At 64.9% G+C, this 25,713-nt stretch carries 21 protein-coding genes; 9 read left to right on the top strand and 12 right to left on the bottom strand.

Annotated features, from left to right (window positions below):
• Positions 1 to 154 precede the first annotated feature (154 nt).
• On the top strand, positions 155 to 1,036 hold the full coding sequence (locus LAN37_09240; GenBank protein MBZ5647393.1) for a fumarylacetoacetate hydrolase family protein: 882 nt from the start codon (positions 155 to 157) through the stop codon (positions 1,034 to 1,036).
• Between the two features lie 37 nt (positions 1,037 to 1,073).
• Here LAN37_09240 and ggt read toward each other — a convergent pair whose 3' ends face one another.
• Positions 1,074 to 2,783, bottom strand: a complete 1,710-nt coding sequence (ggt, locus tag LAN37_09235; GenBank protein ID MBZ5647392.1) for a gamma-glutamyltransferase — start codon at positions 2,781 to 2,783, stop codon at positions 1,074 to 1,076.
• A 148-nt stretch (positions 2,784 to 2,931) separates the two neighbouring features.
• On the opposite strand from ggt, the gene LAN37_09230 reads away from it, so the two are divergent.
• The 4 genes from LAN37_09230 to LAN37_09215 are packed head-to-tail and all read left to right on the top strand — an operon-like array spanning position 2,932 to position 7,201.
• Entirely contained in the window at positions 2,932 to 3,558 is a 627-nt protein-coding gene (locus tag LAN37_09230; protein MBZ5647391.1) for a (2Fe-2S)-binding protein, read from the top strand.
• A gap of 3 nt (positions 3,559 to 3,561) precedes the next feature.
• The gene (locus tag LAN37_09225; GenBank protein ID MBZ5647390.1) at positions 3,562 to 5,970 is read left to right on the top strand and encodes a xanthine dehydrogenase family protein molybdopterin-binding subunit; all 2,409 of its coding nucleotides are present in this window, start codon (positions 3,562 to 3,564) and stop codon (positions 5,968 to 5,970) included.
• On the top strand, positions 5,970 to 6,947 hold the full coding sequence (locus LAN37_09220) for a xanthine dehydrogenase family protein subunit M (protein MBZ5647389.1): 978 nt from the start codon (positions 5,970 to 5,972) through the stop codon (positions 6,945 to 6,947). The genes LAN37_09225 and LAN37_09220 overlap by 1 nt, the downstream gene beginning before the upstream one ends.
• Positions 6,947 to 7,201, top strand: coding sequence for a hypothetical protein (locus LAN37_09215; protein MBZ5647388.1), 255 nt, complete (start codon positions 6,947 to 6,949; stop codon positions 7,199 to 7,201). Before LAN37_09220 ends, LAN37_09215 begins: the two co-directional genes overlap by 1 nt.
• Positions 7,202 to 7,276: 75 nt before the next feature.
• Here the strand turns inward: LAN37_09215 and LAN37_09210 are convergent, their stop codons facing one another.
• The 5 genes from LAN37_09210 to LAN37_09190 form a co-directional block, all read right to left on the bottom strand.
• Positions 7,277 to 9,121: a M20/M25/M40 family metallo-hydrolase gene (locus tag LAN37_09210; GenBank protein ID MBZ5647387.1), complete on the bottom strand. Its 1,845-nt coding sequence runs from the start codon at positions 9,119 to 9,121 to the stop codon at positions 7,277 to 7,279.
• Positions 9,122 to 9,232: 111 nt separating this feature from the next.
• Positions 9,233 to 11,356, bottom strand: a complete 2,124-nt coding sequence (locus LAN37_09205) for a VWA domain-containing protein (protein MBZ5647386.1) — start codon at positions 11,354 to 11,356, stop codon at positions 9,233 to 9,235.
• Positions 11,357 to 11,361: 5 nt separating this feature from the next.
• Positions 11,362 to 14,715, bottom strand: a complete 3,354-nt coding sequence (locus LAN37_09200) for a TonB-dependent receptor (protein ID MBZ5647385.1) — start codon at positions 14,713 to 14,715, stop codon at positions 11,362 to 11,364.
• Between the two features lie 70 nt (positions 14,716 to 14,785).
• Positions 14,786 to 15,454, bottom strand: coding sequence for a DUF5666 domain-containing protein (locus tag LAN37_09195; GenBank protein ID MBZ5647384.1), 669 nt, complete (start codon positions 15,452 to 15,454; stop codon positions 14,786 to 14,788).
• A 93-nt stretch (positions 15,455 to 15,547) separates the two neighbouring features.
• Entirely contained in the window at positions 15,548 to 16,465 is a 918-nt protein-coding gene (locus LAN37_09190) for a LysR family transcriptional regulator (GenBank protein ID MBZ5647383.1), read from the bottom strand.
• A 156-nt stretch (positions 16,466 to 16,621) separates the two neighbouring features.
• On the opposite strand from LAN37_09190, the gene LAN37_09185 reads away from it, so the two are divergent.
• The 4 genes from LAN37_09185 to leuD are packed head-to-tail and all read left to right on the top strand — an operon-like array spanning position 16,622 to position 20,993.
• A complete protein-coding gene (locus tag LAN37_09185) occupies positions 16,622 to 17,818 on the top strand; it encodes a 2-isopropylmalate synthase (GenBank protein ID MBZ5647382.1) in 1,197 nt (398 codons plus the stop codon).
• A gap of 38 nt (positions 17,819 to 17,856) precedes the next feature.
• On the top strand, positions 17,857 to 18,954 hold the full coding sequence (gene leuB, locus LAN37_09180; protein ID MBZ5647381.1) for a 3-isopropylmalate dehydrogenase: 1,098 nt from the start codon (positions 17,857 to 17,859) through the stop codon (positions 18,952 to 18,954).
• Between the two features lie 7 nt (positions 18,955 to 18,961).
• Positions 18,962 to 20,401 carry a 3-isopropylmalate dehydratase large subunit gene (leuC, locus tag LAN37_09175; protein MBZ5647380.1) on the top strand — a complete coding sequence of 480 codons (1,440 nt, stop codon included), beginning with the start codon at positions 18,962 to 18,964 and terminating at the stop codon, positions 20,399 to 20,401.
• Positions 20,379 to 20,993, top strand: coding sequence for a 3-isopropylmalate dehydratase small subunit (gene leuD, locus LAN37_09170; protein MBZ5647379.1), 615 nt, complete (start codon positions 20,379 to 20,381; stop codon positions 20,991 to 20,993). Before leuC ends, leuD begins: the two co-directional genes overlap by 23 nt.
• Here leuD and LAN37_09165 read toward each other — a convergent pair.
• From LAN37_09165 to LAN37_09140, 6 genes are read right to left on the bottom strand one after another with little or no spacing between them, the layout of a single operon-like run.
• Positions 20,990 to 21,955, bottom strand: coding sequence for an NADPH:quinone reductase (locus tag LAN37_09165; protein MBZ5647378.1), 966 nt, complete (start codon positions 21,953 to 21,955; stop codon positions 20,990 to 20,992). The two genes, leuD and LAN37_09165, sit on opposite strands and share 4 nt — an antisense overlap.
• A gap of 21 nt (positions 21,956 to 21,976) precedes the next feature.
• On the bottom strand, positions 21,977 to 22,339 hold the full coding sequence (locus tag LAN37_09160) for a cupin domain-containing protein (protein MBZ5647377.1): 363 nt from the start codon (positions 22,337 to 22,339) through the stop codon (positions 21,977 to 21,979).
• A gap of 19 nt (positions 22,340 to 22,358) precedes the next feature.
• The gene (locus LAN37_09155; protein MBZ5647376.1) at positions 22,359 to 23,078 is read right to left on the bottom strand and encodes an ABC transporter ATP-binding protein; all 720 of its coding nucleotides are present in this window, start codon (positions 23,076 to 23,078) and stop codon (positions 22,359 to 22,361) included.
• A gap of 10 nt (positions 23,079 to 23,088) precedes the next feature.
• Positions 23,089 to 23,841, bottom strand: coding sequence for an ABC transporter ATP-binding protein (locus tag LAN37_09150; GenBank protein MBZ5647375.1), 753 nt, complete (start codon positions 23,839 to 23,841; stop codon positions 23,089 to 23,091).
• Positions 23,777 to 24,766 carry a branched-chain amino acid ABC transporter permease gene (locus tag LAN37_09145; protein MBZ5647374.1) on the bottom strand — a complete coding sequence of 330 codons (990 nt, stop codon included), beginning with the start codon at positions 24,764 to 24,766 and terminating at the stop codon, positions 23,777 to 23,779. Before LAN37_09145 ends, LAN37_09150 begins: the two co-directional genes overlap by 65 nt.
• A gap of 8 nt (positions 24,767 to 24,774) precedes the next feature.
• On the bottom strand, positions 24,775 to 25,668 hold the full coding sequence (locus LAN37_09140; GenBank protein ID MBZ5647373.1) for a branched-chain amino acid ABC transporter permease: 894 nt from the start codon (positions 25,666 to 25,668) through the stop codon (positions 24,775 to 24,777).
• Between the last annotated feature and the right edge of the window lie 45 nt (positions 25,669 to 25,713).

Here is a 25,713-nt window from a genome sequence, read left to right as displayed (position 1 = left end):
CCGTGAGCCCACGACTTGACCGCCCGCCACGCTCCCATCGCGCCCGCGGTGACAAGAACTTGATTTGTGGAACAGCCGAACATATAAGTGCCCAGAGCAGGACGTCAACAAAGAAAGACTGCCGCGGGGCCTGGTTCGTCCGTACTCACGACCTATGAGACTTGTGACCTTCGACTCTGGAGAGGGATGGCGCCTCGGCGCCGTCTCCGGCGACAACGTATTCGACCTTGCCCGTGCCGCTGGCGGGAAAGAGGCCACCTGGTTCGCCGGCATGGAAGCTTTCCTGGCCGCCGGCAAGCCCGCTTCGCGCGCAGCGCGTGCGCTGCTCGAGAAGCCGTCGGCATCGGCCCTGAAGCCGCTGCGCGGTGTCCGTCTGGGGCCGCCGGTGCCTCGCCCTACCAAGATCATCGCCCTGGGTTTCAACTACCACGAGCACGCGGCCGAGTTCTCCACCAAGGCGCCGGAAGCGCCGCTGATCTTCGCCAAGTATCCCAACAGCATTTGCGGCCCCTACGACCCCATCGTGCTGCCCCCGGGCGACGACGACCCGCAGGTGGATTACGAAGCGGAGCTCGCCGTGGTCATCGGCCCGCGCTGCAAAGGTGTGTCCGCCGCTCGCGCCATGGACGTTGTCGCCGGCTACATGGCTCTTAACGACGTCAGCGAGCGCAGGTGGCAGTTCGGCGACAAGCAGTGGACCCGCGGCAAGAGTCCCGACACGTTTTGCCCCATCGGTCCCTGGCTGGTCACGCCCGACGAAGTCCCCGACCCGCACGCGCTTGGCATCCGCTCCCGCGTCAATGGCGAGGTCCGCCAGAACTCCACCACTGCCCTGCTCGTCCACCGCATCCCCAAGCTCATCGAGTATTCATCAGTCGCGATGACGCTGGAGCCGGGCGACATCATCGCTACCGGCACCCCGACCGGCGTCGGCATGCACCGCAAGCCGCCCTTGTTCCTCAAGCCCGGGGACGTGGTCGAGATCGAGATTGATGGCGTCGGCACGATCCGCAATCCGGTCATTGCGGCTCAATGAAAGAACTTCCACCCGACGTCAGATGCAGGCGGCGCTCTCAGTAGCCGGCGGCTTTCCCGGAACTGTAGCCTCGTCCATCGTGGCCGCCCTGCAGCCACCCGTGATCGATCAGTATGGCTTCAACACGGCCGATGGATACCGGGTCTCCATGCTTGTCCCTGAAGCGCAGCTCATAGCCCATTCGTTGCAGTAAAGCGGCGGTGTCAGGCGAGATGCCGGGTTCCACGTCCAGGCGATCGGGCCTCCACTGATGGTGGACACGCGGGGCATCGATGGCGTCCTGCACGTTCATTCCAAAATCCATCACGTTCAACATGACCTGCAGCACTCCCGTGATGATGCGCGAACCGCCTGGAGCGCCCAGCACCAGAAACGGCTTCCCATCTTTCAACACGATGGTCGGGACCATGGACGACAGCGGCCGTTTGCCCGGCGCGATGGAGTTCGCTTCGCCCTGCACCAGTTCGAAAAGGTTCGGCGTGCCGGGTTTCGCGGCGAAGTCGTCCATCTCGTCGTTCATCAGAAACCCCGCCCCCGGGATCGTGACGCCGCTGCCGAATCCGTCGTTCAGGGTGTAGGTCACCGCCACCACGTTTCCCTGCTCATCGACGATGCTGTAATGCGTGGTCTGCGCGCCCTCGCTGCCCGACAGCTTGCCCGGATTCACTTGATTGCTCGGAGTCGTGTGTGCGGGATCGATCGAGCTGCGTCGAGCTCGTATGTATCCCGGATCGAGCAACGCCCGAACCGGATTCTTCACGAAGTCGGGATCGCCGAGGTATTCATTGCGGTCGGCGTAGAAACGCCGCATCACCTCCGCAAGGTAGTGGCATGTCGCCGCGGATCCGGCGCCAGTCTTGTCGTACCCCGACCCTTCAAGCATCCCCAACATCTGGAGGAGCCCTACCCCGCCTGAGCTCGGTGGTGGCGAGCTGATGATGTGGTATCCCTTGTAATCTCCCTCGAGCGGCTTGCGCTCAACCACCCTGTAATCCCGCAGATCGTCGAGCGTGATGAGCCCGCCATTCTTTGCCATTGCTTCGGCAATCATGTGCGCGGTCTCGCCCGCATAGAAATCCTTGGCGCCGAGACGGGCAATACGTTCCAGGGTCCGCGCCAGCTCCGGTTGGCGGAAGGTCTCGTTCCAGTCGTAGTACGCGCCGCCCTTTAGAAAAATGCGTTTTGATTCGGCGAAATCCGCGAGGTGGTAGTCAGGATCTCGCATGGACTGCATCAGCGCATAGGAGACCGGGACCCCGTCGGCGGCGAGCTGGATCGCCGGTTTCAGCAACTCGGCCCAGGCTCTGTGCCCGTATTCTTGGTGCGCGAATTCCAGGCCCCGGACTGTTCCCGGTACGCCCGACGCGCGCCATCCAGCTACGCTGTCGTTGGTCAAGTTCCCGCGCGAGTCGAGGTACATGTCGTGGCTGGCCTTGGCCGGCGCTGTTTCTCGGAAATCCAGAAAGGTCGTGCCACCGTCTGCCAGCCGGATCAGCATGAAGCCGCCCCCGCCGAGATTGCCGGCAAATGGATGCGTCACCGCCAATGCAAACCCCACGGCCACCGCGGCGTCCACCGCATTGCCCCCGGACTTTAAGATGGCCAAGCCCACGTCCGCGGCGATCGGCTCCTGCGTCACCACCATCGCTTTGCGCGCGTGGACCGGTTCGCGCGCATGGCTCGAGGGGACGAGGAAACAGAAGATCAGCGATAGAACAAAGACTCTCAACAGCTTTCTGGTCTGCATGGGTGGCGATTATAAAGAGCCGTCACTTTTCTGTATCCGTTTCCGTTGGCCTGCATTCTAATGATTACTCTCGCCAGAGCGCTCGTGAGACTTGCGTTCCTATGCCGATCGCATTTCTCATGGGCGGACACCCTCCCACGGAGGACGCATGTCAAACCGCAAGAAACCTTCCAAGCACAATAGTGGCGGTCTATCGCGCCGTTCGTTCATCAAGGGCGTGGGAGTGACCGCGGCCGGAACGGCCGTGCTGGATTCCGGTCTGCTGGCCCACGCTGCGATCCCGCCACGCGTTGTCGGCCCGGAGGCGACGACCATCACTCTGAACGTCAACGGCGCCGCGCGCCGTGTCTCGGTCGAGCCCCGCACCACGCTCGCCGAGGCCCTGCGCGACGACCTCAAACTGACCGGCGCCAAGATCGCCTGCGACCGTGGCTCCTGCTCAGCGTGCACCGTCCTGCTCGAAGGCGTGCCGGTGAATTCCTGCATGACATTCGCGCTCGACGTTGGCTCCCGCAAGGTCAAGACCATCGAAGGTCTCGGGGATCCCGAACACCTGCACGCCGTGCAGGCCGCGTTTGTCGAGCATGACGGCATGCAGTGCGGCTACTGCACGCCCGGCATGGTCATGAGTTGCGTGGCGCTGCTCGAGCGCAACCCGGATCCCCGGCCCGAAGACGTGCAGCAAGCTATCAGCGGGAACATTTGCCGGTGTGGCACCTATCCCAAGGTGATCGAGGCCACACTCGCGGCCGCTCGGTCGCGGAAGGGGGCGTAGCCTATGTCTCCGATCGCCCAGGACACGCAGAAGAACACCCCGAGCGCCGGCACGCCGGACACCAGACAGGATCAGTTCCTCATCGGCATCCCGGGCTCCCCGGAAGGTGTGCAAAAGGTCGAGCGCAATGTTCCGCTCGATGAGCCGCCGCAGTTGCCGCCCAACTCCGAACTGAAGGTCATCGGGAAGCGCGTACCGCGCTACGACGGTCCCTTCAAGGTTTCCGGCGCGGCCAAGTATGCCAGCGACATTCAATTGCCGGGCATGCTGTACGCGCGCTTCGTGAGCGCCGAGTGTCCGCACGCGAAGATCGTCTCCATCGACACGTCGCAGGCGGAGCGCCATCCCGGCGTGAAAGCCGTCCACGTCATGCAGCACCTGAGCGGCGGCGCCGTACTCCAGGACAAATCAAAAGAACTGCCCTCGCGTTACCCGATCGTGCGCTACGCCGGGCAACCCATTGCCGCCCTTGCCGCCACCACTCCGGCGGCTGCGCTCGATGCGGTGAAGCTGGTCAAGGTGCAGTACGAGACCTTGCCGTTCGTCGTGGATCCGGACAAGGCTCGCGACCCCAATGCGCCGCTTGTTTTTCCCGGTCCTGCGGCCGCAGCCGGTAGTGCTGGTGGCGGCGGCGGTCCCGCCAGCGCCCCGCAGAAAGGAAATGTGCGTGGCCCCAATCCTCCGCGCCGTGGCGGTCCCAAGGGCGATGTCGAGAAGGGCTTTGCCGAATCGGACGCCATCGTGGAGGCCGAGTATCGCACCCAGGTGCAGACCCACTCGGCGCTCGAGACCCATGGCGTGGTCGCCGACTGGAAACCTGACGGTCTCACCGTCTATGCCTCCACTCAGAGCACCTTGAGCGTGCGCGACGAATTGGCCGAGATCTTCGAGCTTCCCAAGACCAAGGTCCGCGTGCTCACCGAATACATGGGCGGAGGATTCGGAGCGAAATTCGGCGCCGGCAATCCGGGCGCCGTAGCCGCCGCTCTTTCCAAGAAGACGGGCGCCCCGGTGCGCCTGTTCTGCGACCGCAAGGAAGAGCAGTGGGCCACCGGCAATCGTCCCAGCTCGCACCAGCACGTGAAGATCGGCGCGAAGAAGGACGGCACGCTCCAGGCGATCAAGTGGATCAGCTACGGCACCGCCGGCGTAGGCACCGGTGCCGGTACGGCCGGCCCGGCTCAAAATCTGTACCAGTGTCCCAACGTCCACACCGAGGAGTACGACGTCTTCACCAACGCCGGTCCGGGAGCTGCCATGCGCGCTCCCGGCCACCCGCAGGGCGTCTTCGGCCTCGAGCAGACCATCGACGCTCTCGCGGAAAAGATCGGCATGGACGTCCTCGAGTTCATGGACAAGAACGACGCCAGCCCGGAGCGCCGTCAGGAGCGCCGCATCGGCGCCGAGAAGTTCGGCTGGACGCAGAAGCGCCGCAAGCCCAACAGTGATCCCGGCCCGGTGAAGCGTGGTGTGGGCGTGGCGCAGGCGGTCTGGTATCGCATCAACAGCATGGATTCCGCCTGCGAGGTCCGCATCCACAAGGATGGCTCGGTCGAGGCGCTCTCCGCGGTGCAGGACATCGGCGGCGGCATCAAGACCATCATCGCGCAGGTCGTCGCCGAGGAACTCGGCCTGCAGCCGCGCGACATCACCGTCCGCATCGGCGACACCCACTCGCCGCCCGGACCTCCCTCCGGCGGCAGTATGACGACCACCTCCATCACTCCGCCGGTGCGCAACGCCGCCTACAAGGTAAAGGAGCAGTTCCTCAAGGAGATTGCCTCAGCGTGGCGGGTTCCGGCAGATTCGGTCTCGCTGAGCGACGGCAAAGTCTCGGCGCGCGGGGCAAAGTCGCTGAGCTTCAAGCAGGCTGCCGCATCCTTGCCCCTGGAGACGCTTTCCGCCACCGCCCGCCGCAGCCCGGAGTACGGCAAGCGCGAGATGATGTTCCTGGGAGGCGTGCAATTCGCCGAGGTTACGGTGGACACCGAAACCGGCATCGTCCGCGTGGAGCGCATCGTCGCCGTGCATGACTGCGGCCGTCCCATGAACCTGCTCTCGCTCGAAAGCCAGGTGAATGGCGGCATCCTGCAAGGCATCTCCTACGCGCTCTACGAGGACCGCCGTCTCGACCGCAACACCGGGATCATGGTCAATCCCAACCTCGAGGAGTACAAGGTCATCGGCGCCAAGGACGTCCCCAAGATCGAGGTCCACTTCATCGAGGATTATCTGGCGCGCAGCTCGACCGACGCCGGCGGCATCGGCGAACCCGCCAAGGTCCCTACCGCCGCCGCCGTGGCCAACGCCTTTTACAACGCCACCGGCGTGCGCATCTACGAGCTTCCCATGACTCCGGCGCGCGTGCTCACCGCATTGGGCAAGGTGAAGCAGACCGGAGGTGCAGCATGATCGCTCGCTTCGAATGGAGCGATGCCCGCTCCGTTGACGACGCCATCTCGCAGCTCGGCGGCAAAGCAGCCGTCAAGGCCGGCGGCATCGACCTCATGGATCGCTTGAAGGAAGGTCTCGACTCTCCTTCCCGCCTGGTGAACATCCGCACCATCCCCAACCTCGACTACGTCCGGGAAGATTCGGGATGGCTGCGCGTCGGAGCCATGGTCACGCTGGCGAATATCGCCGACCATCCGGTCATCCGCCGCCGCTATGGAGCGCTGGCCGATGCCGCCCTGCACGCCGCCACGCCGCAGATCCGCAATATGGCGACCGTCGGCGGTAATCTGCTGCAGCGCCCGCGCTGCTGGTACTTCCGCAGCGATCAGTTCCACTGCCTGCGCAAGGGCGGCGACCGTTGCTTCGCCCAGGATGGCGAGAATGAGTCTCACGCCATCTTCGACAACAGCGTCTGCGCCATCGTCCACCCGTCGGCCACAGCCTGTGCCCTGACCGCGCTCGGGGCGAAGCTCGAGATCCGGAGCAGGAAAGGCGCCCGCGAGGTCGCGCTCGACGATTTCTTCCTCCGCCCCGAGCAGGACGTCACCCGCGAACATTCCCTCGCCGACGACGAACTGCTCACCGAAATCCGCGTTCCAGCTCTCGCGGATTCCGTGCGTACGGCCTATACCAAGGTCGGCCAAAAAGAATCGTTCGACTGGCCGCTCGCGGAAGTGGCGGTCGTTCTCGACCAGCGCGGAGGTGCGGTGAACAAAGTCGCGATCGTGCTCGGTGCGGCGGCTCCGATTCCCTGGCGTGCTAGCGGTGCCGAGAAAGTTCTCGCCGGGAAGGCTGTCGACCAGCAGACTGCTCGCGAAGCCGCAACGGCCGCCGTCCACGGCGCCACCCCGCTCTCGCAGAACGCCTATAAGATCCCTATCTTCGAGGCGGTGGTGCGGCGCACCATCCTCGCCGCCGCCGGTCAGGAGGACTGATGCGCGAGTTCATGGATGAAGAAGATCTAGCGGCTCCCGACCCGGCAGAACTTCCCGATGTCTGCCGCTACATCCGAACCAAGACCGCGTTCGGCAACTCGGTCGGCTACACGCCCTGGCAGAGCGGCGAGTCCAGTACGGCGGTGTATTGGTGCTTGCAGACGATGGGGACCTGCGGCCCCGATGACCAGCTGGTGCACCCGCATTCCTGCTGCGCCGGACGAAACTGCTACGCCAAGCGCGGCTCGCTGTAGAGACGTGGCTGGCCACATCTCCAAAAAGGTACGGCACGGGTTTTGCCCGTGCCGTTTGTCGTTGCAGATGTGGATCTATTGCTTCGGCGTTTCCTGCTGCTTCTCCTGCGGCATCGGCTTGGCGGGGTTCATGGGGTTCGACGGCGGCGGCGCCGGCTCACCCTTCTTCTCCGCCCCGCTCTCCGACTCCGCTTTTGGCTCGTCCGGGCGGATCGGCTTGCGCGGCAGCATGTCGTCGCGCATCGCCGCGTTGTACACGAAACTGGCCATGATCACCGCCGCCTGCTTCATATCGTCCGGACGGATGTGCTCGTACACGTCCAGGTTCGAGTGGTGGGTCAGCGTGTCGTAATCCATCGGATCCTGGATGAACTGGAAGCCGGGGATGCCCACCGCGTCGAACGACAGGTGATCGGTGCCGCCGGTGTTGCGCATGGAGATCGTGGTCATACCCAGGTCGCGGAACGGCTCCATCCACGCCTTGAAGATCGGCACAGCGGCCGCGTTCTCCTGCACATAGATCCCGCGGATCTTGCCCGTGCCGTTGTCGTAGTTGAAGTATCCGGACACCAGCTTCTGTTCCGGCTTCAGCGTCAACGGGCCCGGCGGTTCCCGCCGCAAGTACCGCGGCAGTTCTCTCTCCTTGGGATCGGTCGGCTCAGGACGCGAGCCAAAGTGTTCCGCCACGTACCCTCGCGAGCCGAGCAGACCCTGCTCTTCGCCCGACCACAACGCGATGCGGATGGTCCGCCTCGGCTTCACGCCGAGCTGCTTCAGCAAGCGCACGGCCTCCATCGCGACCGCGACTCCGGCGCCGTTGTCCGTGGCTCCTTCGCCCGCGTGCCAGGAATCCATGTGCCCGCCCAGCATCACCAGCTGCTCTTTGAGCTTCGGATCGGCGCCCGGGATCTCCGCGACGGTGTTGTAACCCTTGTCGTCATCGTCGTAGAACTGCGTCTGGACATTGACCTCGATCGTCACCGGCGCCTTCTTGTTCAGCAGGCGCACAACGCGGTTGTAGTGCTCGAGGGCCACCGTGACCACCGGTACTGTGATGGTCTTGCCCTTCTCGTGGCTGCCGCTCGACTGCACGAAGATGGTGCCGTCCTGCCCCGGCGTGCGCGTCGGCACGAGCACGGCCGCGGGCTTTTCTTCGGCCAGGAATTTATCCAGGGCTCTCTGCAGGAGATAACGCCGCACGATTGCCTGTCGCCGCGCATCCGGCGGGCCGGGGATCATATAGGTCGCGATCTTCTCGAGATCGGTGTCGCTGTAGCGCCGGAAGAACGCCTTATCGGCAGGAGCGGGGTTTCGCGCCTGCTCCGCGCGTGCGTCCGGCGTGGGCGGCTGGTCCGGATCCGGCTTCGGCGTTTCGGGGTCCGGCACGCGCGCTTCACCCAGCAGAACGATCTTGCCCGCTAGCTTGCCGCGATACTTGTCCAGTTCCTCCGCGTTGTTCGCGATTACGTGCACCGGCTCTCCGCTGACCGCGCCGTTGGTTCCGGGAGTCCAAGCGTTGGGTAGCGCGAGGAACTGCATGTAGTCGGGCGAGGTCATGCGAACCTCGCAGAACTGGTAGGCCCAGCCGCGCCCGAACGTACCCCACGGCTCGACGTGCGCGGTCGCCAGGCCCCACTGCGCGAGTTGGTCGCGCGTCCACTCGTTCGCCTTCTTCATGTTGGGCGAGCCGGTCAGCCGCGGACCGATCTTGTCGGTCAGGTCGCTCATGATGTCCATGACCTTGCCGTGGCGGAATTCTTCCTCGCGCAGGCGGATGATGAACTCCAGGTCCACGTTTTCCGGCTTCTGTACCGCGGGAATGCTGGACTGCCCAGCCCCGGCCGCCGGTTGTTTCGCTTTCTTCTGTGCGTGGAGTACGAGGGACGCCGATGAAAGGGCGATGATACAGACCACGGCCATTGCCCACATGCGATTGCGAAAGATTTTTCTCATGGATTCGGGGATCTGCTCCTGTTGATTTATGTCGCGGAAAGACTATTCGAGCTGGCGGCAGAGTGCAATCTCCGGCGATCAGGGCCGGGCCGGAGGGGGCTCGCCGCGCACCAGCAGCGCCAGCCGCGGGAACACAAAGCGTCCCGCGGCGTCGTCGATCACGTTGACCTGGCAGGTGTAGAAGCCGGGCTTGAGCTGCGCCAGCGGCACATCGAGCCGGAAGGCCGCGGCGTGCCGGTCAGGGACATTCAGCTCTTGCGCACGCACCACGGGCGTCTCATAGGTCTTCACCTTGCCCTGGAAGAACGCCACGCTGGTCAGGATGTTGATGGCATTCTTGGCCTGCTTCGCTGCGGGCTGCGCGTTCGCCGCGGGTTTTGCGTCCGCCGCGTGCGCAGGATCGTACACCTCGTAGTAGAGGTACAGGTGCTGTCCCGAAGAGAACACGTGCGTGACGCTGGGCACGAGCTCCTGGCCGTCCTTCACCAGCGGGTTTTGACCCCGGGCCTTGGGCGAAGACTGCACCTGGCCGGCCATCACCACCGAGCTCATGCGGAACGGCACGGTCTTCAGCTTCGGTACGTTGATGTCCGCCTCGAACGAACCCATGGTGCCGTTCTGATTCTCGCGCACGACGAACTTCAGGTGGAACTTTCCCGAGGGCAGCACGAAGCCGGTGTCGTACTGTACGTTCTTGCGGCGGACCTGCCTCTCACCCTCGACTGCGAGCTTGACCGTGTCGCGGACCTGCGCCATGGGCCGCTTCTGCTCGTCGAGCGCGACGCCGGCCACATCCAAAGTCGCGCGGTCCTTGTCGCTGGAGCGCACGAAGGGGATGGCGCTTCCCGGCACCACCACCGAGATCGGTACGAAGTACTTCTCTTCCTCGAGCCGGAAGTAGGCGGCGGAGAGATAGACCGGCAGATCGGTATTGGGCAGGTCGGAGGCCAGTTCCTCGTCGAGTTGGCGTTCGCGTTCATCCTTGGTTGAGTGCTTGAAGTCCGCCGGCGCATAGTACCCGCGGCGGTATTCCAGCTTCACATCCGGGCGGTTCACCCGCACCGTGAGCTTGCGGAAACGGCCGTCACGCTCCGGATTGCTGCTGTGGTAGCCGAGCACGTAGTACACGCTCGTGTCCTGCTGCACGCGCGTGAAGACCTGGCCGAAGTCGTTGGTGTCGAGCAGGGCGCGGCCACCGGTGTCGCCGGCCAGCGTCACCAGCGTCTCCTGGGTCGCGAAGTTGGAGTCGTACTGATTCAGCGTGGCCCGGCCGGAGTAGGGTGCCACGCCGCGCAGGCTGGCCTGCTCCGCGCTGCCGCCGGGCACCATCGCCTCCAGACCGCGGATGTCCATGGTGTAGAGCGCGACGTTGGCCTTCACCGCCGCGTTGATCGCGGCACGGAGCTGCGACTGGTTTTCGATGCCGGTGCGGTTCATGCCGCTGGAAAAGTAGATAACAGATTTTTTCTGCTCGAGCCCGCCCAGCATCCCGGCGAGCGAACGCAGTGCCTGGAGGCGGCGATCGGTATTGAAGATGTTGTATTCCGTGTCGTCCGGGGTGAAGGGCTGCCCCGTATCCGCCGTGGCTTCCGTTCCGCCGGTCGAGCCTTCGGCGAAGCCCTCTCCCGAGGTGGAGCTCATCCCCGTGAGCGCCTTGTGCAACTGCGCACGGTCCGTGGTGAAGTCCTGGTTGATGTCCAGCGAGCTGCTGAGCGAGGCCACTGCCACCAGGTCGGCGGGCGCCATCTGCTTGTCGAGATAGTTCTCCGCGGCTTTGACCGCGCGATCGATCTCCTCCGGTTGCATCGCGCTCAAGTCGAAGAACAGGACGATGAGCCTCCGATTGCGAAGCTCGGGCGGTCTTGCAGGCTCGGGCTTTGCCGGCGCAGCAGGTTTCGGCCTTGTCTCTTTCAGCACGGCCGCCTGAGGGACCTCGGGCGCAGGCGCGATGTCCGTGTCCTCGATGTCGAACGAGGCGATCTTCTGCTGCTTGGCGTCTTCAAGCACGGTGAAGTCGCCGGGGGTGAGATCGCGGACAAGAGTTCCTTTCTTATCGCGGACGGTGACGTTGACCAGCACGAGTTCCGCGCGCGCCTTGATGGTATACGGCGCCTCCTGCGGACCTTGCGCTGGGGCGCTCGACGAAATCAGCACTGCGCAGAGCACGATGCTGACCAGACGATCGACCGGATTGTGTTTCATCGCCATCAGAATCGGAACCGCCCGAGGATCTGGAGCTTGCGCATGGACCCCACTGCGGTCACGCGCCCGAATTGCGGCGTGCCCACGAGGGTGTCGATGGTGGTGAACTGTGGCGTGTTGAAGACGTTATTGGCCTGCGCACGCACTTCGAGCATACGGGTGTCGCCAAGGGGGAAGGTTTTGGTCAGCGCCATGTTGAACAGGGTGCTTCCGGGGCCGCGGACGATATTCCGCCCGGCATCTCCGAACTGGCCCGCCGGCGGTGTGGTGAATGCGGCAGTATTGAACCACTCCAGGAGACTTTGGTCGGGCAGGCCGATTGGCAGGCCGGTCAAACTTGCGCGCAGCGAACCGTTACTGCCGCGGTTGACATCGGTAGGGTCGCCCAGCACGCGCACCGTGAACGGTGTCCCGGATGCGATGGTCCAGTTGCCGCTCCACTGCCAGTCGCCGAAGGCGCCGCGCAGCGCGCCGGGATGCGACAGCCAGCGCTTGTCGTGCCCGAAGGGCAGCTCCCACAAATAGTCGGCGGTGAACCTGTGCGGCTGGTCGAAGCTGGAGAGGCCCCGTTCCGCGGCGAGGTTGAAGGCGTCCTGCGCCACCACCGTTTGCCCGCCTCCGATGCTCGACGCGTTATCGATGGACTTGGAGTAGGTGTACGTGCCGCCGATCGAGATCCCCTGCCGCAACCGCTTCCTCAGCCGGACGCTCCCCGCGTGCGCCACGGAGCTGCCCTCGGACATCTCCCACAAGAACGGGTTCGCGTTCGGGATCAGCAGTCCCGTCGCCGTGCGGTTTGGATCGTCGACGATGTCGAGGTGCGAGCCCTTCGTGCCCGTGTAATCGATGTTCAGGATCAGGTCGGAACGAAGTTCGCGCTGGATGTCCAGGTTCCAGATCTGGACGTATCCCAATCGGTAGTTGCGGTCCACGCCGTAGCTGTTGGTGATGGTCGAGGGCGGCGGCGCGGGAAAGCCATTCTCCAGAGTGAGCGTCTGCGTCGCCGACTGCAGATTGTTCTGCGTGTTGGAGAACGGGGGCTGGAAGGCGAGGTTTTGCACGATGGAGCCGTACTGCCCGGTGTTGTAGTTGATTCCGTATCCGGCGCGCACCACCGTCTTGGAGAACGGCTTCCAGGCGATTCCCAGGCGCGGCGCGAAATTGTTGCGGTCGGGCTGGACCAGCGTCTGCGGAAACACGCCTGTGTACTTGCCTACTTGTCCAGGCAGCACCGGCGCGACCGCGGTGAACCCCGGCGCGGCATCGAGATTGACGATCTGCCCGCTGATCTCCGTCAGCGGCGAGACATATTCATAGCGCAAGCCCAGGTTCAGGGTCAGATTGCCGCGCAGGCGCCATTCGTCCTGCGCGAACAGGTCCCAGGAATTTCCCCGGAAGTGGTAGTTGTTGGCGCCGAACTGCAGCGTGGTCTGCTGCGCCAGGCCCAGCAGGAAATCGCCGAAATCAAAGCCGGTGTTCAGCCCCGTGAAGGTGAAGCTGCCCCGGGCGTTGCTGTCGGTCTGAGTGTTGAGCTGGATGCGCCGGAAGTCGCCGCCCCAGCGCAACGTGTGCTTGCCGCGGACCAGGCTCATGGTGTCGCCGATAGTGAACGTCTGGTCGCGCCGCAGCAGCGGGTTGATGTCGGTGAGCCCCTGGAAATTCGTGAGCGCGATATTGGGCAGGCCCCAGTCGAACGGGTTCTGCGAAATGCCCGTGATGCCAGCATTGCCGGCTACATCCGTAACGTTCGCGTAAAGGTTTTGGGTGGAGATCCGGTTGCGGTTAAAGTCGAACCGGAAGAAGTTGGTGAGCTTGCCGAAGGTGCGCACATACGTCACCGGCACGTCGAACGAGCGCGTGCTGGTGGTGCCGCCGACGGTGGGGAACGGGTTGGTCAGATTGCTGTCGCTGGAGTGGTAGTGGAAGCCGACCGAGATATTGTTGCGCGGCCCCCCGCGCCGCGGGCCCAGCTTAGCCCCACCCAACGCATGCATCAACCGGAAGTTAAGGTCATTGGTGTTGTTGGTGGCCGAGGTCGAGTAGTGGAAGTTCTGCACGTCGCCCGGCAGGGTTGATGCAGGGATGAAGTTCAGCAGGCTCACCGCCGCCGGGTCCATGCAGGCCGACGGGATCTGGCTGTTCACACCGTTCGGATCCGTCGCCAGGTTCGTGAATAGGCCGGGTGCGATCAGGTTCCCATTCGGGCCGTGCGTCGCACCCAACGGGCTCCCGACTGCGATGGGCACACTGTTCTGGCCGGCGATCGCCGCCGCGCAGCCCGGGCGGCCGTTGAGAGTATCGACGATTGTCTGGGTCGCGAGGTGGCTGGCGGAGAAGGAATTGGAAAAGATACCGTTGCGCTCGTCCGCCGTGGGCACGGTGGAGAAAGTGTCATAGGGATTCTCTCCGCGCGAACCGTTGAAGTTGAGGAAGAAGAATGTCTTGGAGCCGCCTTTATAGATGTGCGGGATATTCAGTGGCCCGCCGAGGCTCGCCCCGAAGCGGTTCTGCATGTAGCCTGGCTGTTCGGGCGCGACACCCTTCAGATCGTATGGCGCGGCATCAAAGGCCGCGTCGCCGACGCTGTAATAGACCATTCCATGCGGCTTGTTGAAATCGAAGCGGCCTCGCCCTCGCCCGCCCGCCATGATGAAGGGTCCTCCCCCGCCGGGACCACCCGGACCTCCCGGACCGCCGGGGGGTCCGCCGAGTCCACCTCGCTGCTGATCGCGATATTCCTGCACGCGCCTCTGGATCTCGTCGCTGCTCATGGCGCTGAAATCGTTGGGATTGGCGTTGCCGGTCACGGCGACGGACTCTGTCGCCGCGTCCGGCGCCATGCCCGGCACCGGCATACCCTGGGGCACGACCTGGTCCGCGCTTCCGTTCTGCTCCGCCCCGGCGGCTTCGCTCCGGGTCACATCGAGGCTCTGGAACCCGCGGCCTGAGAGCGTCGCGGCCGCCGCCTGCTCGAGCGTGTCTTCTCCCGGCTGGCGCGCGCGCGATGCCAGCGCCATCTCGAAATCGATTCTCGCGCTGGTGGTAGTGGCGTTGATCACCGCCTCCTGGGTGGCCGGTGCGAATGCGGTCAGCTGTGCGCGCAACACGTAGCGGCCGTTCGCCGGCACATGCAGGCTGTAACTGCCGTCCACGTCGGTGGAGGTCACCGCCTTCTGCCCGGTGAGCGTGTTCGCCGCCGACACCGTAACTCCCGGCAGAGGCTGGCCGCCCGACTTCACCACTCCGTTGATCTCCCCGCCCCCCGCAGCCTGCTGCGCGAAGCTTGCGGCGGACGACAGCACGGCCCACCACACAAGGAGGTGCAGGACGGCGCGGCATAGCTGTGACTGGCGCTTCATTCGTGCAGTGATTACTTCAGGAACCTTGGAGATCCCTGACCGATCTGGCCTACGCAGCCGGAGATCGTTCTTAACGTTGCTCGGGTCCGGGCCCCTGCGGTGGCCGCCCGCGCATCCCCCCGGGCTGGCCGACGTTCAGCACGGCAGGGACAAACACCCCGTCCTTGAGCTGTCCGCGGCCGAAGACGTGGTCGCCGGGCTTCAGGTCGGCCAGCGTCACGCTCTCTCCCTGCTTGCGGAACGACGTGTTCTCGTCCACGGCGATGGTCTGGGTCTCGCCGTCAACGCGCGCAATGGTGAGCTTCAGACCGTCGATCGACTTGATCTCGCCGATGATGATCTGCTTGCCGAGGGCTTCGCGAAGCTGCTGTGGGGAGCCGGTGAATCCCCCGCCGGTCCGGCTCATGACGCCGGAGGCGACGAAGGTATCCTCGCCCGTCGCCTCGCCGCGCACCATGACCGTGTCGCCCACCTTGAAGTCGCCGAGCTTGGCATCCTGCCGGTCCTTGCGGAAGCGGGTCTTGTCGTTCAGCTTGACGGTGATCGCGCGGCCGTCAAAGGTCTTCAGCGTGAGCGCGTCGTCGGCGATGGCGGTGATGCTTCCGCCGACGCCCGGCGTGCGGCCTTCTCCGCGGCCTTGCCCCGGCCCGCCCGGGCGCTGCGGCGGTGGACCGGATTCCGGAGCCTGGGCCGCCGTGGCGAGGGCGGTGGCAAGAAGGAGAATGATGGCAAGACGCATAGGCACCTCGTGATCGTTGGCGGTCTTGTAGATCGGTAACGCAACTATAAACGCGCTTCGCGAGACAAAGTTGCTGCCGGCGCGCGCAAATCCTCAGCGTTCCCGCTGGAACAGGTACCGCTCCTTGCGATGGGCGGCGAACGACTCCGCCACCTTCAGGAAGGCTTGCGCCGCGTGCGACAGGCTGGCGTGCTTGCGGTACACCAGGCGCATCTTGCGGTCGAATGTCAGCTCGCGCGCCGGCACTCGCACCAAGTCGCCGCGCGCCAGCTCCGGTTCCACGCAGATCAGCGGGATCAGCGCCACGCCGTTTCCCATGGCCACGTACTTCTTGATCGCCTCGATGGTCGGGAGCTCCACCGGCATGTGCAATGGCACCCGCCGCTTGCGGAACGTCTCCAGCACTTTGTCGCGGTAGGGCGACGGCACGTTGTGAGCCACGAAGTACTCCGCTCCCAGCTGGCGGATGGTGACCTGCTTGGCGGAGGCCAGCGGGTGGTTTCGCGGCACGACGAACGCCAGCTCGTCGCGGTACACGATGATCGATCGCAGCAGCGGATCTTCGGGTCGAAAGGTCAGCACACCCAGCTCGGCGTTATGGCTGAGCAGCTCCCCGGGAATGCGGCTGGCGAGCGATCGCTGGATGGTGATCTTCACCAGCGGGTGGAGACGGCGGAACTCGTTCAACACCGGCAGCAGGTAGAGGCAGGTGAACTCGTTGGCGGCGATGGAAAGCTTGCCCGCCTGGAGCTGACGCATCTCTTCCAGCGCGCCCAGCGCCTCGGTGCGCATGTTGAGCAGCCTTTGCGCGTAGTCGTGCAGGACGCGCCCGGCGTCGGTCAAGAGCCCTTCGCGCGAGGATCGGTCGAAGAGCGGCTCGCCGACATCCTCCTCCAGCTTGCGCACCGCCTGGCTGACCGCCGGTTGGGTGCGGAACAGCTTCTTGGCGGCGCGGGAGAAGCTGCCCTCGCGCGCCACCATGAGGAATGTTTCCAGTTGAAAGAGGTCCATGGAGGCCATCCCGGTCCAGGCCGTACGATGCAAAAAAGTGATTTATAGCATAAATAATTCTTATGGTCATCAAATAACTATAACCTTGCCTTATTAGGCGGCGGACGCTACGCTGCACGGTTCAAGGTTTGGAGCCGCCACTAAGGAGGAGCCGCCGTGGAACGGATCACGATCTTCGACACCACCCTGCGCGATGGAGAGCAGTCACCCGGTTGCAGCATGAACCTGGCGGAGAAGCTTTCCCTGGCGCGGCAGCTGGAGCGTCTGGGCGTCGATGTGATCGAGGCCGGCTTCCCTATCGCTTCCGACGGCGATTTCGAGGCTGTGCAGGCGGTGGCGCGCGAGGTACGCGGGCCGCGAGTAGCCGGGCTGGCGCGCGCCACCCGCGCCGACATCGAGCGCGCCTGGGAGGCGGTGCGGCATGCCGCCCGGCCCCGTATCCATGTCTTCCTCGCCACTTCCGATATCCACCTCCATTACAAGCTGCGGATCACGCGTGAGCAGGCGCTCAAGATGGCAGCGGAGAACGTCGCGTTCGCCCGCTCGCTGTGCGACGACGTCGAATTCTCCCCAGAGGACGCGACCCGCACGGACATCGAATTCCTCTGCGCGGTGGCCGAGGCGGTGGCCGCCGCGGGCGCCGGCACCTTCAACGTCCCCGATACCGTGGGCTTCACCATCCCGCAGGAGATGTCGCACATCATCGAGCGAGTACGTCAGCGCTCCGGCGGCATGACCATCTCCGTCCATTGCCACAATGACCTCGGGCTGGCGGTCGCCAACTCACTGGCAGCCATCGCGGCCGGGGCGCGCCAGCTGGAATGCACCATCAACGGGATCGGGGAGCGCGCCGGCAACGCGTCGCTCGAGGAGCTGGTGATGGCGCTCTCCGTGCGCCGCGATGCCATGCCCTACGCGACCGGGGTCCGCACCGAACAGCTCTATCCCACCAGCCAGCTGCTGACCGAGATCACCGGCGTGGCGGTGCAGCCCAACAAGGCGATCGTGGGACGGAATGCATTTGCGCACGAAGCCGGCATCCACCAGGACGGCGTGATCAAGAACCCGCTGACCTACGAGATCATGACGCCGCAGTCGGTCGGCGTGCCCGACAGCAAGCTGGTACTGGGCAAGCATTCCGGCCGCCACGCGCTCGCGCTGCGCTGCGCCCAGCTTGGCTACGAGTTCCCGCGCCGTGACCTGGACCGCGTCTACAAGCGCTTTATCGCCCTCGCCGACCGCATCAAGACGGTCGAAGACCGGCACTTGCTCACCATCATCCGCGAGGAGATGCCGAAGGATGCGGGCGGCGCGACCCAGGGCGGGCTGGCCGGCGCCATCGGAGCGGCGTAGCGCCCCGGATTCAGAAACGAGATTGGTAAGGAACCACGATGAAGCTGAGGATCACTGTCCTTCCCGGAGACGGCATTGGGCCCGAAGTGACGCGAGAGGCGATTCGCGTGCTGCGCGCCATCGCCGAAGTGCAGGGCTACGAATTTACATTCGACGAGAAGCCGATGGGCGGCGTCGCCATCCGCCAGTTCGGCACCCCCTTGCCCAAGACCACGCTGGAAGCGTGCCTGAAGAGCGACGCGGTTTTGCTGGGGGCCGTGGGCGCGCCGGAATTTGAGATGCTCCCGCCGGAAAATCGCCCCGAAGCCGGGCTGCTGGCGCTGCGCCGCGCGCTCGGCGGCTTCGCCAACCTGCGTCCGGTGGTCTGCCACCCCGCGATCGCCGATTGCTCGCCTCTGCGGCCGGAAGTCGTCCGCGGCGCCGACATCCTCTTCGTTCGCGAGCTGCTGGGCGGGATCTATTTCGGCGAGCCCCGTGGCTGCGATGCCGCGGGCGCCTACAACACCATGCGCTACTCCGAGCAGGAGATCGAGCGCGTCGCGCGCATCGCTTTCGACCTGGCCCGCAAGCGGCGCAAAAAGCTCACCTCGGTGGACAAAGCCAACGTGCTGGAAACCTCGCAACTCTGGCGCAAGACAGTCGCGCGCCTAGGCCGCCAGTATCCCGACGTATCGCTGGATCACTGCTACGTGGACTCCTGCGCCATGCGCCTGGTCACCAGTCCCACCAGTTTTGACGTAGTGCTGACCGAAAACCTGTTCGGCGACATCCTGTCGGACGAAGCCGCTGTCATCGCCGGGTCGCTGGGCATGCTGGCCTCGGCGAGCATCGGCGGCGCGGTGGGCATCTACGAACCCGTGCACGGTTCCGCCCCCGACATCGCGGGACGCGGCATCGCCAACCCCCTGGGCGCTATCGCCTCCGCCGCCATGCTCCTGCGCCACAGCGCAGGCCTGCCGGAGGACGCTGCGGCCATCGAGTACGCCATCGAGGGGGTCCTGGATGCGGGTTACCGCACCCCTGACCTGCGGCGCAACGGATCCAAATTCAACATCAAGACCGCCGACATGGGCAAAGTGGTAGAACACTCCGTGGTCCAGGAACTGGAACGGCAACACGCCTACCACGCCGTCTAGGAGACCCATGCCGCCGCGCACCATGTTCGACAAGATCTGGGACGAGCACCTGGTGGTCCAGCCCCAGGGCCAGCCGGCTCTGCTGTACATCAATCTCCACCTGGTGCACGAGGTCACATCGCCGCAGGCCTTCGACGGTTTGCGCGCCGCCGGGCGTTCGGTGCGCCAGCCCAAACGCACGGTCGCGACCGTGGATCACAACGTCCCCACGACCGACCGCCTGCTGCCCATCCAGGACCTTGTCGCCGCGGGCCAGATCGAGGCCCTGCGGCGCAACTGCCGCGAGTTCGGCATCCCGCTCTTCGACCTGCACTCGCCCGAACAGGGCATCGTGCACGTCATCGGGCCGGAGCTGGGGCTGACGCAGCCGGGCATGACCATCGTCTGCGGCGACAGCCACACCAGCACCCACGGCGCCTTCGGCGCGTTCGCCTTCGGCATCGGGACCTCAGAGGTCGAACACGTTTTGGCCACGCAGTGCCTCCCCCAGAACAAGCCGCACACCATGAAGCTCGTGGTGCGCGGCGAGCTTCCCAGCGGCGTGACCGCCAAGGACCTGGCGCTGGCCATGATTGGGCGCATCGGCACCGACGGCGCCACCGGACACGTGATCGAGTACGCTGGGCCCGCCGTGCAGGCGCTGTCCATGGAATCGCGCATGACGCTCTGTAACATGAGCATCGAGGCTGGCGCGCGCGCCGGCATGGTCGCCCCGGACGAGGTCACATTCTCCTACCTCGCCGGCCGCCGCTTCGCTCCCCGCGACCACGACTGGTACCAGGCGTTGGACTACTGGCACACCCTCCCCTCGGACGCCGATGCGCCATTCGATCGCGTGGTGGAGATCGACGCCGATTCGCTGGCGCCGTTTGTCACCTGGGGCACCAGCCCGGGCATGGTGGTTCCGGTCAACGGCCGCGTGCCCGACCCTGACCAGGCGTCGACCGAATCCGAGCGCCAGGCCGCGTCTCACGCTCTTGCCTATATGGACCTGAAGCCCGGCACGACCATGGAAGAGATCAAGGTCGATTGCGTCTTCATCGGGTCCTGCACCAATTCGCGGCTCGAGGACCTGCGCGCCGCGGCGGACGTCGTGCGCGGATATCGCGTGCACCCCAAGGTGCGCGGGCTGGTGGTTCCCGGCTCCCAGGAGGTTAAGCGCACCGCCGAGCGCGAAGGCCTGCGCGAGGTATTCACCGCCGCCGGTTTCGAATGGCGCGAACCCGGCTGCTCCATGTGCATCGCCATGAACCCCGACACCCTCGCCCCGGGCGAGCGCTGCGCTTCCACCAGCAACCGCAACTTCGAGGGACGCCAGGGACGCGGCGGACGCACCCACCTGGTCAGCCCCGCCATGGCCGCCGCCGCCGCCATCACCGGACACTTCACCGACGTGCGCGAATGGCGCTACAAGGAGGTCGAGCATGCAGCCGTTTCGCGTGCATGAGGGCCTGGTGGCGCCGCTTCCCCGCCCCAACGTCGACACCGATCAGATCATCCCCAAGCAGTTCCTGAAGCGCATCGAGCGTACCGGCTTCGGCGAGTTCCTGTTCTACGACTGGCGCTATTCGCCGGACGAAAAACCCAGCCCGGATTTCGTGCTGAACCGCCCGCAGTACGCTGGCGCCAGCATCCTGGTGGCGGGAAAAAACTTCGGCTGCGGATCGTCGCGCGAGCATGCGCCCTGGGCGCTGGCCGACTATGGCTTCCGCGCCATCATCGCGCCAACGTTCGCCGACATCTTTGCCAACAACTGCGGCAAGAACGGGATCCTGACCGTGACGTTGAGTGAGGGCGAAGTCGCCGAGATCACGCGCCGCGCGACCGAACGGCCCGGCTACCGGCTGGAGATTGATTTGGAAAAACGGCAGGTGTGCGACAACAGCGGCTTCTCCGCCTCTTTCGAGTTCGATGACTTCCGCCGCTCCTGCCTGCTGGAAGGCCTGGACGACATCGGCCTCACGCTGCGCCAGGAAGACCACATCTGCGCCTACGAGACGCGTTTCAACGACAAAGGGTTCCGCGCACCCAAACTCTAAGGCACCAGCACGATCTTGCCGTGCGCTCCCGAAGCCTTCATAACTTCTTCGTGAGCGCGCGCCGCTTCCGCCAGCGGGATCTCCTGCCCCACGATCGGACGCAGCGTCCCGTTCTCCAGCCCCGCCACTAGCGCCGCGTGGATGCTCGCCATGTCCTCCGGAGAGATGTTGAACAGGGTCATGCCGATGATGCGGGCATCGCGGCCCATGATGTCACGCGGATTGATCTCCACCGGGCCGCGGCTGCCCACCACGATCAGCCGCCCGAATTTCGCCAGCATGGGCAGGTCCTTGCCCAGGTTCTTGTTGGCCAGCATTTCCAGGATGACGTTTACGCCTTTGCCGCCGGTGAGCTTCGCCAGCTGCTCGGCCATATCCGGCGCGTGATGGTCGAGTACGTGATGCGCGCCCTCTTCCTTCACCAGTGCTCGTCCTTTGTCCGTTCCGGCGGTGCCGATCACGGTGACTCCCGCCGCGCGCGCCAGTTGCACGGCGGCGGTGCCCACGCCTCCGCTCGCGCCATGAATGAGCAGAGTCTCGCCCGGCTGGATCTGGGCCTTATGGAATAGCGCGCGATAGGCGGTCGCGTACGGCACGCCCATCGCCGCGCCCTGCGCAAAGCTCACCTTCCTGGGAAGCGGATACACCTGCCCTTCGGCGCACAGCGCCTGTTCCGCGTAGGTTCCGGTCACGCTGCCCGCCGTGTACACGCGATCGCCCGCTTTGAACCGGGTCACGCCTTCACCCACGGTGATGACTTCGCCAGCGCCGTCCGCGCCGGGTGTGTACGGAAGATTGGGTTTGATAGCGTATGTGCCGCTGCGAATGTAGGTCTCGACCGGATTCACTCCGGCCGCGCCTACGCGCACCAGTACCTGTCCCGGCCCAGGCTTAAGGTCGGGGACTTGTTCTAACTTCAATTTCTCGGGACCGCCGAATTCGCTGATACGGATCGCTTTCATGCCATCGTCCTCGTTCTGCCGTTACGCGGGAGTTCTCTGCCGCAGGTAGGCATCGGTCTTGTTGAGCCAGTCCTGACGCGGCGGGTAAAAGACGTCCAGGTCCACGGTGTCCTCCATGGCCTTCGCCTTGTGCGGCATATGCGGCGGGATGCACAGCACCTCGCCGGCGTGGACCACGATCTCCTTGCCGTCGACCCAGAACTTCAGCGCGCCCTCCAGGATGTAGGTGACCTGCTCGTTCTCGTGACTGTGCTCGGGGACGATCGAGCCCTTTTTCAGCAGCACGCGCGCCAGCATCAGGCTTTCCCCGGTGACCATCTGCCGGTCGAGCTGCGGGTTCAGGTGCTCCAGTTCGACGTCTTTCCAGCGGATGTACTTCAGCATAGAAGACTCCTTGCCGTGTCTAGGTCACGCCGTGGCCGGCCCCAAGATACGCCTGCCTCACGTAATCATTGTGGAGGAGCATGTCGGTCGGGCCCTCGAGCACGATCCGTCCGGTCTCCATGACGTAGCCGTAGTGCGAGATCTGCAAAGTGTAATCCACGTTCTGCGCGACCAGCAGGATGGTGACGCCGTGATTCACGAGCTCGGCCACGAACTTGAAGATCTCGTCCACCAGGATGGGCGCCAGCCCGAGCGAGGGTTCATCGAGCATCAGCAGTTTTGGTTCCGCCATGAGTCCGCGGCCGATGGCGCACATCTGCTGCTCGCCGCCGGAGAGCGTGCCCGCGAGCTGGTGCCGCCGTTCTTTCAAGCGGGGAAACATTCCGTAGACGCCTTCGAGATTGGCAGTGGCGCGGGAGCGGAACTCGGGGGGAAATGAACCCATCAGCAGGTTGTCCTCGACACTCATGCCGGGCCACAGCTGGCGTCCCTCCGGCACCAGGCTCAGGCGACGGGTGACGCGCTCATTCGGAGGAAGCGAAGTGATGTCTTCGCCGGCCAGCTGGATGCGCCCGCTCTTGGGTTTGAGCACGCCGGCCACGGTATTCAGCGTAGTGGTCTTGCCCGCGCCGTTGGAGCCGATGATGCAGGTCACCTGCCCCTTTTGCACACGGAACGAGATGCCCCACAGAACCTGCGCCGCTCCGTACGCGACCCCAAGGTCCTGGACGACCAGCAGGTCTTCGCTGTCAGGCAATCGCCTTCCTGCCCGGGTTGGGTTTGCCCAGGTAGGCCTCGATCACTGCTTGGTTGTTCTGGATCTCTTCCGGTTTGCCTTCGGCCAGTTTCTGTCCGAAGTTGAGCACGACGATGTGGTCGCAGACGCCCATCACCGCCTTCATGTCGTGCTCGACGTACATGATCGTGGTGCCGCGCTCGCGGATGCGCCGCAGCAGGTCCAGCATGTTCCTGGTCTCGGGGACCGTGAGTCCGCCGCAGATCTCGTCGCACAACAGCAATGCCGGCTCGGTGGCCAGCGCACGCGCCACTTCCAGGCGCTTCTGGTCGCCCAGCGCCAGCGACGATGCCGGTCTTTCCGCCGCGTGCTCCAGCCCTACCCAATTCAGCACCTGCCTGGCCTGCTCCCGCGCCAACGAAGCGCGCGTCACCTTGCTCCGGCCGAAGTGGACTGCGACCTGCACGTTCTCCAGTACGCTCATGGTGCGGAACGGCCGCACTACCTGGTGCGTGCGCGCGATGCCCGAGCGTACCAGCGCGTCGGGCCGCATGCCCGTCACGTCCTTGCCGCGCGAATGGATCCGTCCCGACGAGGGCTGCACGGAACCTGCGATGGCGCTGAACAGGGTCGTCTTGCCCGCCCCGTTGGGCCCGATGAAGCCGTAGATGTACTTCTCCGGGACCTCGAAGCTGACGTCTTTAAGCGCCGCCAGTCCCCCGAAGTATTTCGTCAGGCCTTGGACCTGCAACATTGGTGTCGGCATGGTCTTTAGTGAATCTCCTCAGCAGTCTTCTGAACAACCCAACGATCCCGTCCGGCTCCACCAGGATTATAAGGATGAGCAGCGAGCCGTAAAGGAGCAGATGTATTTGCGGGAACCCTGCCACCAGCTGCTCCTCCACGATGCCGAAGATCACCCCGCCCAGCACCGCTCCCAGGACAGTGCCGATCCCGCCGATCACCGGCATCAGCAGGATATACACGCTGGTGTTGAACGCAAACACTCCGTGGGGATGGATGAAAGCCGCGTAGCGGGCGAATACCCCGCCCGCCATCCCGGTGAGCGCCGCCGCCACCGCGTGCGCCAACAGCTTGTAGGTGTAGGGGTTCACCCCCAGGTCGGCGGCCGCCTCCTCGTCCAGGCGGATGGCCACCAGCCCCAGCCCGAATTTGCTGTGCTCGATCAGCAGGGAGACGATCACGGCCAGCGCCGCCAGCCCCAGCGCGGTGTAGTAGTGCTCGAGCTGGCGGAAGGGCCGGTGTTCCACGATGCGGAACCCGCTGGCCCCGCCGGTGATCGACAGGTTGTCTGCTATCACACGCACCGCCTCGCTCACCCCGATGGTGGCGATGGCGAAATACGGTCCGCGCAGTCGGAAGGTCGGCAACCCCACGAGCAAAGAACCGAACGCCGCCACCGCGCCCGCGGCGAAGAACGAGAAGTACGGGCTCACCCCGGCATCGATCAGCAGCGCCGCAGCGTATGCGCCCAGACCGTAGAACACCGCAAAGCCGAACGAAACCTGCCCGGCGAGTCCGCCCAGCAAGTTCCAGGCCAGGCTGGTCGTCACCCAGACAAAGGTGATGAACAGCAGCCGGACGATGTTGGCGCCCAGCCCAAGAGCAGGCACAGCCAGCAGCGCGGCCAGCGCGATCCACGGCAGCGCAAGTTTGATGCGTGCACCCACACCGCCCTTCATGCCAGCCTCCGCTTCCTCGCCAGCAGGCTGGCCACTCCGCCCGGCAGCACGATCAGCACCACCACCAGCAGTGAGAATGAGATCGCCGTCTGGTATGCGGCGGGAACGATCAGGATGCTGAAGGTCTCGACCAGGGCCAGCACTATCGCGCCCAGCGCCACGCCCGAGACCGACTCCAGCCCGCCCAGCACGATGATCACGAACGCGCGCAGCAGGAACGGCCGGCCAAAGTCGGGATTGAACGAGTACAGTGTCGCCAGCAGAGCGCCCGCCAGCCCGGCGAAGCCGATCCCCAGCCCGAACGTCAGCCGCGAGGTCTTCTCCTCATCCACGCCCACGATCTTGCCCGCGTACGGGTTCTGGATCAGCGCGCGCACCGAACGCCCGAACCAGGTGCGCTCCAGCGTCAGTTCGAGGACGCCCACGCAGGCCACCGCCGCCACGAACACCACCAGGCGCAGCGTCGAAATGCTGATCGGACCGAAGTGGATCACCGAGAACGTCATCGGCGAGAGGATGGATCGGTCCGTGTTGCCCCACACCAGGTATCCGATGTTCTGCAACACCAGCCACAAGCCGAACATCAGCAGCAGCGAGGCCAGTGTGGGCTGGTTGGATTTGGGCAGCCAGCACACCAGCACCCAGTACACGACCGTTCCCAGCAGGAAGAAGACCGGAAAAGCCAGCAATGCGCCCGCGATGGGCGTGATGTGGAAACGCTGGTACATCTCGTAGGCGAAGTATGCTCCCAGCATCATGAATCCGGCGTGCGCCAGGTTCACGATCTTCATCACGCCGTAGATGACGGTCATGCCCACCGACATCACGGCGTAGATCCCGCCCAGCAGCAGCGCCGCGATCAGCAGGTTCAGGAAGTCAACCCAGGTCATGGGCCCTCAGGATGTCCAGCCGCGCAGATTCCGGGGGCGCGGCAT

The organism is Terriglobia bacterium, from assembly GCA_020073495.1.
Classification (GTDB): domain Bacteria; phylum Acidobacteriota; class Terriglobia; order Terriglobales; family Acidobacteriaceae; genus JAIQFD01.
This window is presented reverse-complemented; position numbering and strand designations above follow the sequence as displayed.